This is a genomic window from Gottfriedia sp. S16(2024) (assembly GCF_050473765.1).
Classification (GTDB): Bacteria; Bacillota; Bacilli; order Bacillales; family Bacillaceae_G; genus Gottfriedia.
Window position 1 is genome coordinate 2,197,943 of the sequence record NZ_JBFLUO010000001.1, and the last position, 13,372, is coordinate 2,211,314.

General features: G+C 33.4%; 10 protein-coding genes. 7 read left to right on the forward strand and 3 right to left on the reverse strand.

Features of this window, described 5'->3' with window-relative positions; all coding sequences use genetic code 11:
- Nucleotides 1-134 precede the first annotated feature (134 nt).
- The 3 genes from AB1282_RS10235 (at nucleotide 135) to AB1282_RS10245 (ending at nucleotide 3,826) form a co-directional block, all read left to right on the forward strand.
- On the forward strand, nucleotides 135-1,847 hold the full coding sequence (locus tag AB1282_RS10235) for a glycoside hydrolase family 13 protein (protein ID WP_429901118.1): 1,713 nt from the start codon (nucleotides 135-137) through the stop codon (nucleotides 1,845-1,847).
- A 540-nt stretch (nucleotides 1,848-2,387) separates the two neighbouring features.
- A complete protein-coding gene (locus AB1282_RS10240) occupies nucleotides 2,388-2,846 on the forward strand; it encodes a C40 family peptidase (RefSeq protein ID WP_056471290.1) in 459 nt (152 codons plus the stop codon).
- Between the two features lie 203 nt (nucleotides 2,847-3,049).
- Entirely contained in the window at nucleotides 3,050-3,826 is a 777-nt protein-coding gene (locus AB1282_RS10245; protein WP_429899035.1) for a prepilin peptidase, read from the forward strand.
- Nucleotides 3,827-3,888: 62 nt separating this feature from the next.
- Here AB1282_RS10245 and AB1282_RS10250 read toward each other — a convergent pair whose 3' ends face one another.
- Nucleotides 3,889-4,443 carry a thioredoxin family protein gene (locus AB1282_RS10250; RefSeq protein WP_056471286.1) on the reverse strand — a complete coding sequence of 185 codons (555 nt, stop codon included), beginning with the start codon at nucleotides 4,441-4,443 and terminating at the stop codon, nucleotides 3,889-3,891.
- A gap of 128 nt (nucleotides 4,444-4,571) precedes the next feature.
- Between AB1282_RS10250 and AB1282_RS10255 the strand changes: the two genes are divergently transcribed.
- Nucleotides 4,572-6,968 carry a penicillin acylase family protein gene (locus AB1282_RS10255; RefSeq protein WP_056471284.1) on the forward strand — a complete coding sequence of 799 codons (2,397 nt, stop codon included), beginning with the start codon at nucleotides 4,572-4,574 and terminating at the stop codon, nucleotides 6,966-6,968.
- 356 nt (nucleotides 6,969-7,324) lie between these two features.
- Nucleotides 7,325-8,197, forward strand: coding sequence for a patatin-like phospholipase family protein (locus AB1282_RS10260; protein ID WP_056471281.1), 873 nt, complete (start codon nucleotides 7,325-7,327; stop codon nucleotides 8,195-8,197).
- A 649-nt stretch (nucleotides 8,198-8,846) separates the two neighbouring features.
- Here AB1282_RS10260 and AB1282_RS10265 read toward each other — a convergent pair.
- Nucleotides 8,847-10,148: an NCS2 family permease gene (locus tag AB1282_RS10265; protein ID WP_390312121.1), complete on the reverse strand. Its 1,302-nt coding sequence runs from the start codon at nucleotides 10,146-10,148 to the stop codon at nucleotides 8,847-8,849.
- 188 nt (nucleotides 10,149-10,336) lie between these two features.
- On the opposite strand from AB1282_RS10265, the gene AB1282_RS10270 reads away from it, so the two are divergent.
- Complete coding sequence (locus AB1282_RS10270) at nucleotides 10,337-11,203, forward strand: SDR family oxidoreductase (protein ID WP_056471276.1); 867 nt, start codon at nucleotides 10,337-10,339, stop codon at nucleotides 11,201-11,203.
- Between the two features lie 48 nt (nucleotides 11,204-11,251).
- Here AB1282_RS10270 and AB1282_RS10275 read toward each other — a convergent pair whose 3' ends face one another.
- A complete protein-coding gene (locus AB1282_RS10275) occupies nucleotides 11,252-11,464 on the reverse strand; it encodes a DUF1540 domain-containing protein (protein ID WP_056471273.1) in 213 nt (70 codons plus the stop codon).
- 173 nt (nucleotides 11,465-11,637) lie between these two features.
- Here AB1282_RS10275 and AB1282_RS10280 point away from each other — a divergent pair, with 173 nt between their 5' ends.
- On the forward strand, nucleotides 11,638-13,362 hold the full coding sequence (locus AB1282_RS10280; RefSeq protein WP_429899036.1) for a phospho-sugar mutase: 1,725 nt from the start codon (nucleotides 11,638-11,640) through the stop codon (nucleotides 13,360-13,362).
- The last annotated feature ends 10 nt before the right edge of the window (nucleotides 13,363-13,372 follow it).

Genomic DNA, 13,372 nt, shown 5'->3' on the forward strand with positions numbered 1-13,372 from the left:
TTTTAATAAAATGCAAGCTGACTCATGATTTCGGTTATTGAACTATAGTTAGTTGAATGTTAAGATAATAATGTGCAAACGGTTGCAATGAAATGGTACTACTTTTTTATTTAAGGCTAAAAATATACTCAATAATGAAAACGCTTTTATGTATTTGGAGGAGAGAGATTATGACAAATCAGAGTTGGTGGAAGGAAGCGGTTGCTTACCAAATTTATCCACGTAGCTTTATGGATTCAAATGGTGATGGAATTGGTGACTTAAGAGGTGTAATTTCAAAATTAGATTATTTAAAGGAACTTGGTATAGATGTTATTTGGATTTGTCCGTTTTACAAATCACCAAATGATGATAATGGTTACGATATCTCAGACTATCAGGACATTATGGATGAGTTTGGTACAATGGCAGATTTTGATGAGCTATTAGAAAATGTACACGAAAGAGGAATGAAGTTAATTTTAGATTTAGTAGTCAATCATACAAGTGATGAGCATCCTTGGTTTTTAGAATCTAAAAAATCTAAAGATAATCCTTATAGAGACTACTATATTTGGAGAGAAGGAAAAAAATCAGGCCATGAGCCAAATAACTGGGAAAGTATTTTCGGCGGATCTGCATGGGAATTTGATGAAGCAACAGATGAATATTTCTTACACTTATTCTCAAAAAAGCAGCCTGATTTAAATTGGGAGAACAAAGAAGTAAGACAAAAAGTATATGACATGATTAATTGGTGGTTAGATAAAGGAATTGATGGTTTCCGAGTAGACGCAATCAGTCATATAAGAAAGCGTCCAGGTTTTCCAGATATGCCAAACCCAAAGAAAGAGAAATATGTGGCAAGCTTTGATATGCACATGAATCAAGAGGGAATTCACAAATATCTGGATGAGTTAAAAAGTGAAACATTTGATAAATATGACATCATGACAGTCGGAGAAGCAAATGGTGTAACAACGAAAGATGCACACTTGTGGGTTGGAGAAAAAGAAGGTAAGTTCAATATGATTTTCCAATTTGAAAGTTTAGATCTTTGGAAGAAAACCGATGAATCTGAAACTTCAATCGCTGATTTAAAAGAAGTACTTACTAAATGGCAAACTGGTTTAGAAGGATATGGATGGAATGCATTATTTATAGAGAATCATGATATACCTAGAGCAGTCAGTACATTAGGAAACGATGATGAAGCATTTTGGAAAATTTCAGCAAAAGCTATTGGAGTAATGTATTTCTTTATGCAAGGAACGCCATTCATCTACCAAGGTCAAGAAATTGGAATGACAAATGTTCATTACACCTCAATCAACGATTATAATGATGTAAGTGCAAAAAATATGTATAATACAATGATTGAAAATGGTTCGACTGAACAAGATGTACTAGATATTTTATGGAAAACAGGCCGTGATAATTCTCGCACACCTATGCAATGGAACAGTACAAAGGATGCTGGATTTACAACAGGTAAACCTTGGCTTAAAACGAATGATAACTTTAATGAAATAAATGTTGAAATCCAAGAAAAAGATGAAGACTCCATTTTATCATTTTATAAAAAGATGATTACATTACGTAAAGAAAATAAAGCACTGGTTTATGCACCGTATGAATATCTAGACGTTAAAAATGAGCCTGTTTATGCATACACTCGAACTGGTGAAAAAGAAACATTTTTAGTGATTACTAATTTATCTAGAGAGAAACAAAAATTTATTTTACCGAAAGAGCTAACGAAAAAGAATGCACAATTAAGTTTAACTAACATTGAATTAACAGATGACAAATTAGTTGAAAACATGGAATTTAAACCTTTTGAGGCTAGAGTTTATCGCTTAATTTAATTTTGTTGTATGGTACTTACTAAACAGACTGTCGAATGACAGTCTGTTTTCTTTTGTACAGGATGCTCGCTTTCCATGGGGGGAATCTGTGGAAGTGCAATTAAAAAGCTGAAACTGCAAATAAGAATACGAAACATAGGGTAATAGAAAAATATAATTAAATAACTAGAGAAATAACATTAAATTAGACTTTGAAACAAACAAAACTAAACATAATTTAGTAAAAACAAAAAAATCTTCCCATTTAATTGTTAAAGAATGATCCGAACTTTTACACTAGATTTCACCGTTAAATCAAGTAAGAACACTTCTATCTAACGGGGCTCATACTCCTATCAATTAAGGGGAATTAGTGTTTGAATTTTTCAATACTCTAAAAAAATGGCTGTCGAATGATAGTCATTTTTTCTGCATATTTTTGGCAAAAACCTACAAGGTTTTATAGTATTACAAACACTTCGACAATTTGTAACACTCCTGTAATGGCTTTCAAAATTATATTTTGTTAGACTTACATTATCAATGAAGGGGGAGAAAGAGATGAAAAAGCAAGTCCTTATAGCTTTCGTATGCTTACTGAGCATGGTATTTTTTACGACTAAATCACAAGCAGCATCTACATATAACCCATACTCAAAGAAAAATCAGGTAACAAAAATCGCTAAACAATATACTGGAGTGCCATATCGTTTTGGTGGTACATCTACTAAAGGTTTTGACTGTTCAGGTTACGTAGGGTATGTTTACAAAAAAGTAGGTACTACATTACCTCGAACTGCTTCGTCGATGTATACTGTCAGCTCAGTTGTTAAAAAGCCTGTTCCTGGTGATTTAGTTTTCTTCAAAAATACATACAAAAAAGGTATTAGCCATGTAGGAATTTTCATGGGAAATAATACATTTATTTCAGCGACTTCAAGTAAGGGAGTAGCTGTAGTAAGTCTTTCTAATACATATTGGAAACCAAAATTCGCTGGCTCAGGTAGCGTAATTAATTAAACATAATAATAAATGCAATTTACTTTTCTTAAGAATGGTAGATTGCTTTTTTTTGCACTTTTTTAGGAATAAAATATAAGTGCAACTACGTCTTTGTCTCCACCAATCGCCGAGTGTTCTTTATCTTTTCATAAAGTTTTCTTATTTAATAAATAAGTAGATTATGTTCCAATGATATAATGACCCTTAACTAAACTAGTTACATGAATTTAAGGGAGTTGGTAATTATAGCAATAGTCTACTTTACTTTTTTTGTTTTAGGTCTAGTATTTGGTTCTTTTTTTAATGTTGTCGGGTTAAGAGTTCCGATTGGGAAATCGATTATTTCACCAGGTTCCTCATGTTCAAATTGTGGACATAAATTGAGTTCTCTAGAATTGATACCAGTATTTTCTTTCTTACTCCAAAGAGGGAAATGTCGAAGCTGCGGCACTCTAATTTCCAAACTATATTTATTAATTGAAATACTAACAGGCATGTTATTTGTTTTATCCATCTATGAAACTGGTTTTCATAAAGATTTAATGATCGCTCTTTCGATAATATCTTTATTAATCATTATTGTTGTTTCGGATGTGAAATATATGATTATCCCTAATCGTATTCTACTAATCTTTTTATTTATTTTTAGTTTTGAACGACTCTTAATTCCATTGGATCCTTGGTGGAGTAGTATAGTAGGAGCGTTAGGAGCATTCGTGGTTTTGCTTCTAATTAATCTGATTAGTAAAGGTGGTATGGGAGGAGGAGACATAAAGTTATTTTGTGTGCTAGGTATAATTTTAGGGTGGAAAATAACTCTCATTGCATTTATACTTGCATGTTTTTCAGGCAGTATTTATGGATTAATCGTAATATTGTCCGGAAAATTAAAGCAACGAAATTCGATTCCTTTTGGTCCATTCATCGCAATAGGTGGGTTAGTAAGTTATTTTTATAGTGAAAATCTATTAGAATTTTACGATATAATTTTTTGTTAAGCCGATAATTAAAAAGGCTATTTAATTGAAAAATTCTTTCAACTAAATAACCAGTACTTTTTTTATGAGAATAGTTTTTCTTCTACACTATTAATAACTGAATTCCAGTATTTTTTGTCTTCAACGAAGTTTGTTCGAATTGCTTTAAAAACAGCAGTTTGTTTTTCTTGGAAATTTGGGTCATCTTTATCTGGAAGCCCTTTTTTCATCTCAATTACAATTTCTTCAATTTCCGTAGAACGTGGACCCCATACATTTACTTCATTCCCTTTTTCATCCATAAAAACAAAAATTGGAATAGAACGAGATTTACCGTTTGTTAAATATTGATCCATTAATTCTAGGTTTTCATCTCGAATTAGGAATCTAGTATCTATATTAGCTATTTCCATCATTTTTTGAATAACTGGTACATTAAGTAATGCATCTCCACACCAATCTGCAGTTAAAGTAACAACCTTCCAATGACGATTCTTTAATTGTTCAAGTTTTGCTTGTGTACTTTCAGGAATCGTAACTTCATTATAGATTTTTAGAAGTTCTTCTTTATTTACATTCATTGCATCTACATATTCTTGAAAATTCATGCCCTTTTCGAACCAAGAATTTAATGACATTTCCATCCACTCCTTTAATGTTAATAAATAGTATTATACCCCATTCGTCATAAGAAGGAATGCAATAAGACTTGCAGAAATAATATACAGTATATGTTGTATATGCAGTTTAAGCAGGAGGGAGAAAAATGAGTACGCCTATTGAGATGTCAAAAAGTCGGAAGCGCTTTCCAAAGTGGGTTAAAGTTACATCAACTATCTTAATCGTTATCGTCTTAATCGTTGCGGGAACCGGCCTGTACTTAACAAAAAAATCATTACCAAGCATTAAAGGAAATTTAACGATTAGTACTTTAAATCATAAAGTAGAGGTAATTAGAGATGATAAAGGAGTACCTCATATTAGTGCTAAGAGTTTGCATGATTTGTATGTTGCGCAAGGCTTTGTAACTGCACAAGATCGATTATTTCAAATGGATTTAAGCAGGAGACAAGCGTCCGGACAATTAAGTGAAATAATTGGTGATGCTACAGTGGAGCGTGACTCATATTTTCGAACGCTTGGTTTAAGAAGAGCTGCTGAAGCTTCTTACAGCAAGTACGATAAAAATGGACAAAATGTTTTAAATTGGTATGCAGAAGGAGTAAATGCATACATAAAATACGCAATAAAGGAAAATAAACTACCAGTTGAATTTAAAATTTTAAAATATAAACCAACTAAATGGACGGCAATTGACTCACTAGTGATTGGTAAATATATGGCATTTGATTTAGGCGGTCATTGGAATGAACAAGCATTTCGTTATTATGCTATGAATAAATTTCCAAAGGACAAGGCATTGGAGCTATTTCCTCCTAATAATGATATAGATCCGTATATTATTCCAAGTAATACTTCAAAAATAGACGTAGAAAAGAGCTTTGCAAGTGCAATTATTCCACCTGTTTGGAATGGAAGTAATGATTGGGTTGTTAGTGGATCTAAAACAAAGTCCGGTAAACCACTATTAGCAGATGATCCTCATTTAGGATTAGCGACACCGGCAATTTGGTATGAAACTCAATTAAAATCTGGTGATATGAATGTAAGTGGTGTAATTTTTGCAGGGGTACCTGGAATCATCGTTGGTCATAATGAACATATTGCCTGGGGAGTAACAAACGTAGGCCCGGATGTACAAGATTTATATATTGAAAAACGAAATCCAAATAAGGCAGACGAATTTTTATATGATGGTCAATGGGAAAAGGCACAGGTTATAAATGAAACGATCAAAATTAAAGGTAAAAAGAATAAAATTTTACCTGTAATGATTACGAGACATGGTCCAGTGATTTCGGAATTTGCAAGCGACGCTGGAAAAGATACTGTATTCTCTTTACAATGGACAGCGCTACAACCAACAACGGAGCTAGAAGCCGTTTTAAAATTTGACGTTGCAAAGGATTGGAATTCATTTAAAGAAGGATTAGCTTTATTTGAAGCTCCTGCCCAAAATTTCGTATTTGCATCGGATGACGGAACAATTGCCTACCGAGCAAATGGAAAAATTCCAATCCGTAAAAAAGGTGATGGGCTAATGCCAGTACCAGGGTGGACTAGTGATTACGGTTGGAAAGGATCTATTCCATACGATAAACTACCAACAATCATTAATCCTAAGGTAGGATTTATTTCATCTGCAAATAATAAAGTAGTTGATGATACATATCCATACCATATTTCAAACTCATGGGCACAGCCTTATCGTCAATTGCGCATTCAGGAAGTATTAAAAAAGAATGACAAATTAACTGTTAAAGATATGCAAAAGCTACAAATGGACGAAATGAATTTACAGGCGAAAGAACATGCACCAAAGTTTATTAAGTCAGTAAAACAAAATAAAGATCAATTATCATCTGTTGAAAAATCAGCTTTAAAGGAACTTGAAAAATGGAATTTTATAGATGATAAAGATGAAGCTTCTCCTCTTATATTCCAAATGTGGATGACTGAAATAAATAAAGCATTGTTCGATCAACAAATCTCAAACGATATGATGGATTTATTTGGAGACCGCAAAGTCGTGGTCGATCAATTGCTACGTGACAGCTTAAATGGGAAAAAAGTGATCTGGGTTGATGAACAAGGCGGAATTGATAAACTTTTATTAAAAACCTTCAAATCAACAATTAAAAATATTAGCAAAACTGACGGTGAAAATGTAGCTAAGTGGAACTGGGGCGATCACCATAAAGTTGCTTTCGAACACCCATTATCCAGTATTAAAATCTTAAGCTATTTCTTTAATGCGAGAGATCCAATCCCAGTAGGAGGTAGCGCAACTACTGTCAAAGCAGCAGGATATGATGACCAAGGAATCGTAGACCATGGTGCATCATGGAGAACTGTTGTAGACTTTGCAGATTTAAGTAAATCAGTAAACGTAGTAGGACCAGGTCAATCCGGAAACCTCGGAAGCAAATGGTATAGTGACCAAATGGAAGATTGGGCAAATGGAACATATCATACTACTTCGTTGAAAAGTGTTGAAGGTGTTACAGAAATGTTCGAACCGGGAAAAGCAAAGAAGAAGTAGGAAGGAAGTATAGAGGACAGACCTTTATGTGGTCTGTCTTTTGTTTTAGAAGTAAAATTGTAGTGATTTATATAGTCATTTTTTAAGGGAACCAATAAGTGATTTGTAAAATTGAATAGGAATAGGAATAGGGAGAAAGGAATTAATTTTATTTTAATTAAGCAAAAATAGTTGGAGGAGCGGTGAATTTGAGTATTATAATTGCGATTCTCGGTTTTTAATTGCGATCCCTGAATTTTAATTGCAATCCCCAGTTATTAATTGCACAACTCTAATTTCTTCCCTTTCATCACCTCATATAATAAAATATTTAAATAGATTGTCCTAAACTAATTAAAAAAAGGGGGGCTGTGAAAATGAATGAAATGGGCTTAGTTCTCGAAGGTGGAGGAATGAGAGGGATTTATACAGCCGGTGTTCTTGATTATTTTCTTGAACAAAAAATAGAAATTCCTTATGTGATAGGTGTTTCTGCGGGTGCTTGTATGGGAACTTCTTATCTATCAAAACAACATGGTCGTAATAAACGAGTAAATACGGAATTTTTACAGCATCCAGACTATATTTCTTTTAAAAATTTAATTCGTAATAAGCAGCTTTTTGGCATGGACTTATTATTTGATATTATTCCTAATGAATTAGATCCATTTGATTTTGATTCTTTTTATAATGCTGAGCAAAAATTTGTAGTTGGAACGACTGATTGTGTTACGGGAGAACCTGTTTATTTTGATAAAGATCGAATTGTAGAATCAACCGATATGTTAAATATAATTCGAGCATCAAGTTCTTTACCGTTAATGGCGCCAATCATTAAGTTTAATAATCATTTCTTGATGGATGGTGGCATTGCAGATCCGATTCCAATCGCTAAATCTGAAGCGGATGGCAATCGTAGAAATATAGTTGTTTTAACTAGAAATGCTGGTTATCGTAAAAAACCTTCAAAAGGTACTTGGTATTTGCAAAAAAAGTATAAAGATTATCCAGGACTTGTTCAGGCTGTATTAAATAGATATGAAGTTTATAATAAGCAATTAGAATATATTGAGGAGCAAGAAAAAGCTGGAAATATATTAGTCATTCGTCCTGTACAAAAGTTAAAGGTTGGCCGAATTGAACGAAATAAAGCACGTTTATTAGACTTATATAAAGAAGGGTATGAAGATGCTAAGCGTCTTCGTGAACAAATTCTAGAATTTACTTCATACGAAAAAACGACCTGTTAATTCCAGGTCGTTTTAATATGTTAAAAATATACTAATAGTAAGATCATCAGACTGATTGAAAACGCTTGTCTTTCAAAGTACGAAGCATGATAAGAAAATGGTTTATTAAACGGTAAATAAAGACAAGTAAAACAACATAGAAAGCCAGCGTTTGTCAACAGTTTGATCAACCTAATAATTTTAAATCATTTTTTAAAATAGGGGGAGGGAGATAAACGATTAATCCTTGTCATTGTTATTATTTTTGTTGTTATTGTTATTCATCATGTTTTTCATCATCATTTCAAACATTACCATATCGACACCTAAACACGGATTCATACAGCCACAGTTACTTCTTCTTCTAGAGCAACAGCATCTGCAATTGCAGTGACAATCATGGCGACGGCAATCGCAACGATCTCTATCACAATCATCAAAATCACAGCGTCTTCTTCTGCAATCGTCACAGTCACAGTCATTACGTCTACATCTACTTGAGTTCATATTGACTTGATCTTGGTTGTTCCACATCGTAGAACACCTCCTTGAATAATCTACATAAACAACTTATGCATGGATGTCCCATCAAGGAAAGGCTAGTACCTAAATAAAAAATAAAAAAGCACATTAATCTTTTTAAAGACAATGTGCTTTATATTATTCAATATTAATGTGGGAAGAAAACCATTTGGATTAAGAATAAAATTCCAAAGATATAAATAACTGGTTTAACATCTTTTGCTTTCCCTTTAACGACTTTTAATAATGGATAGGTAATAAATCCAAGCGCAATTCCTGTAGCAATACTTGACGTAAGTGGCATTGTGATAATAACTAGAAATGCAGGGAATGCTTCTTCAAAGTTATCCCACTCAATATGACGTACGCTACCCATCATTAAGCAACCTACTACGATTAATGATGGTGATGTAATTGCTGCTACACCAGAAATTGAATTAACAAGTGGGCTAAAGAATGCTGCGAAAACGAATAGTAATGCAACGACAAGTGCCGTTAAACCTGTTCTACCTCCAGCAGCAACACCTGCTGTAGATTCGATATAAGCTGTTGTTGGTGAAGTACCAAACATAGCTCCAATTGTTGTACCGAATGAATCAGAAAGCATCGCACGACCAGTACGTTTTTCATCTTTCTTATTTAATAAACCAGCTTGTGAAGCTACTCCTAAGAATGTACCTGTCGTATCAAAAATTGTAACTAATAAGAATGAAAAGACAACTGAATATAGTCCATAATGAATGACATCTGAAGCTGCTGTTATTGGATTAGTAACAATGATACCCTCAGGTAATTTAGGGAAAGAGAATATACTTCCTTTAATGTGTAATTTTCCAGCTAATCCTGCGATGATTGCTGTTGCAGCCATTCCGAAGAATAAAGCTCCATTTACATTTAAGGTAAATAAGATAATTGTAATTGCAATTCCGACTATAGTAAGGACTACACCAGGAGAATGGAGATTTCCTAACCCTACAAGATTATCTTTGTTAGCAACGATTATACCTGAAAGACGTAAACCTATAAATGCGATAAATAATCCAATTCCAACACTAATTGCATGTTTTAATGTATTTGGAATTGCTTCTATTAAATGCGTTCTAAATTTAGTTAAAGATAAAATAACGAATAAAATACCTGTAATAAATACTGCTGAAAAAGCTAATTGATAGGAAATACCATGTGCTTTTGAAACAACCGAATAAGCAAAATATGCATTCATTCCCATTCCGGGAGCAATCGCAATTGGGTAGTTTCCGAACATTGCCATAAATAATGTTCCGACTAAAGTTGCAATGATTGTTGCAGTAAATGCTTGGTTAAATGGAACACCAGCATCGGATAATATAATAGGATTTACAATAATTATATAAGCCATAGTTAAAAAAGTTGTAAAGCCGGCTATAATTTCTGTTTTAACGGTGGTGTTAGCCTCTTTTAATTTAAACATAATAGTTCTCCTTGTTAAAAAAATACGAATGATATACTCAACAGTTATTAATAATATTCGTTTTCTCGTTAAAGTGCAATACTTTTTGGGATTTTTACATCTTTTAACAAATTCAATTATGTTTAGTATTCCTAAATATACGATTTGGGTATGCTAAATCTGAATTATATAAAAGGAGGATGTAGTAAATGACTCAAAAACAGTTTCCGACTAAATTTATTCCACAACATCAAAATAAGCAACCAGGTATTGAAAAGGAAATGACACCAATACCGATATCGGATGATCCCAATTACACACCAAGTGGTAAATTAAAGGGAAAAGTAGCCATTATTACTGGAGGAGATAGTGGGATTGGAAGAGCAGTTGCTATACTTTTTGCAAAAGAAGGGGCATCAGTCTTTATTCCTTATTTAGATGAAGATGTTGATGCACAGGACACAAAGAAATACATAAATGATTTAGGTGGAAATTGTGAAATAATGAGATGTGACATTCGAACAGAGGAAGTTTGTAAACAAATCGTTCAAAATGCAATTCAAACCTTCGGAAAAATTAACATTTTAGTGAACAATGCTGCTGTTCAATATCCACAAAAGAATTTGGAAGACATTACTGAGGAGCAATTAAAAAGAACATTTGAAACAAATATTTATCCAATGTTCTTTTTATCAAAAGCTTGCCTTCCACATATGAAGCAAGGTGATTCGATTATTAATACTGCGTCAATTACCGCTTATAAAGGACATGATCAATTATTGGATTACTCAGCGACGAAAGGAGCGATTGTCACATTTACTCGCTCACTTTCTACAAATCTTGCTCAGAAGGGAATTCGGGTTAATGGTGTAGCTCCTGGGCCAATTTGGACCCCATTGATTCCAGCAAGTTTTGACGAACAAGAAGTAGCAAAGTTTGGTAGCACAACTCCAATGAAACGAGCTGGACAGCCTGTAGAGCTCGCACCGGCATATCTTTATTTAGCCAGCAATGAAGCTTCCTTCATTACAGGGCAAATGATCCATGTTAATGGTGGAGTAATCGTAAACGGATAAACTAATAAATGGTGCCATATACGATAAAATGTAAATGGCACCATTTCATTAATATTTAGGTCGAAACGTGTGACAGCAAGTTTCACCACTATGTACCGCAGAAGTAGTTATTTCACCGTCTAAGACTGCATTTTGAATCGTTAAATCAAAGTCATTTGAGTATTCATATGCTTCAGTTTGAACAAGAATTGAGTCTGCTTGGCAAAAGTTTCCCTGCCCCCAAAAATTACAATTTGCAACACTACATCTAATTTCTGGCATGAACTCGCCCTCCTTTTGTCTTATTTTCTACATACTTTGCAATCTCATTCAGATTTAAAGAAGTACCATTGTAGAATTTTTAGAGAGAATATTGTAAACTTTTATCAAGATAGAAGGAGTTAGGAAGACTTTTATCGAATCAAACTCTGATTAAGTATAGGAGGAGAACAAATATGAATTGGGAAACAACTTATGAAAAATGGATTAAATCACCGACATTAGATCAAGAACTAAAAGAACAATTAATTAAACTTGAGAATAATCAGCTTATACTTAAGGAAAGTTTCTATCAAAATTTAGAATTCGGAACTGGTGGAATGCGCGGAGAAATCGGACCTGGAACGAATCGTATGAACATTTATACTATTCGTAAAGCATCTGCTGGTTTTGCAAAATATATTGAAAGCTTTGGAGAAGAAGCAAAAAACCGTGGAGTTGCAATTGCTTTCGATTCTCGTCATAAAAGTCCTGAGTTTGCAATGGAAGCAGCAAAAACACTTGCAACACATGGCATTAAAGCCTATGTTTTCAATGAATTACGTCCTACACCAGAATTATCATTTGCAGTACGTGAGTTAAACTGCTTCGGTGGAATTGTCATTACGGCTAGCCATAACCCACCTGAATATAATGGATTTAAAGTTTATGGTGATGATGGTGCTCAATTACCTCCAGCTGCTGCTGATCAAGTAATTGAATATGTTAATTCATTTGAAAATGAGTTGGAAATTGAAGTATCTTCTGAACAAGAATTAGTTGAAAAGGGCTTAATACATAGATTAGATGAAGAAATGGACAAATTATATGTAGAGCAACTAAAAACTGTTGTTGTTAACAGCGATTTAGTTCATGAACATGGTAAGAATTTAAAAATTGTTTTTACACCACTACACGGCACAGCAATAGTGCCTGCAACGATGTCATTAAAAGCTGTTGGCTTCGAAAATGTAACAATTGTTAAAGAACAAGCAATAGCAGATCCGAATTTCACAACTGTAAAATCACCGAACCCTGAAGAACACGCAGCATTTGAATATGCAATTCGTTACGGTAAAGAGATTGATGCAGATGTATTAATTGCAACTGACCCTGATGCTGACCGTTTAGGAATCGCGACAAAAAATGAAAACGGCGAATACGTAGTCTTAACTGGAAACCAAACAGGAGCATTAATGCTTCATTATTTATTAACCCAACAAGATGTACCTTCAAATGCACTATTACTTAAAACAATCGTTACATCTGAATTTGGTCAAGTAATTGCATCAAAATTCGGTGTGAAAACAATCGATACACTTACTGGATTTAAGTTTATCGGTGAAAAAATTAAGGAATATGAGCAAACGAACGAATACTCATTCTTATTCGGTTATGAAGAAAGCTATGGCTATTTAATTAAACCATTTGTTCGTGATAAAGACGCAATTCAAGCAACAGTACTTGCTGCAGAAATTGCTACTTATTATAAAACAAAAGGTATGACTTTATATGAAGGCCTAAATAGATTATATGAGCAATATGGCTATTACTTAGAAGGATTAAAATCATTAACATTAAAAGGGATTGAAGGTACAGAAAAAATTCAATCGATTTTAACAAATTACCGTCAAAATCCTCCTGTTGATATAAATGGTCTAAAAGTTGTTACAGTTGAAGATTATAAACTTCAAGAGAAAACGACTTTAGAATCAGGGGAAAAAGAACAGATACTTCTACCTAAATCAAATGTATTAAAGTATCAACTTGAAGACGGTTCATGGGTATGCCTACGTCCATCTGGAACTGAACCAAAAATCAAGTTCTACTTTGGAATTGTTGGACAATCTCGTGAAGATAGCATCCAAAAATTGGATAGTTTACAACAAGCATTTATGGAAAAAATTGAAGTATTAGTCTAAAAAAAGAGCG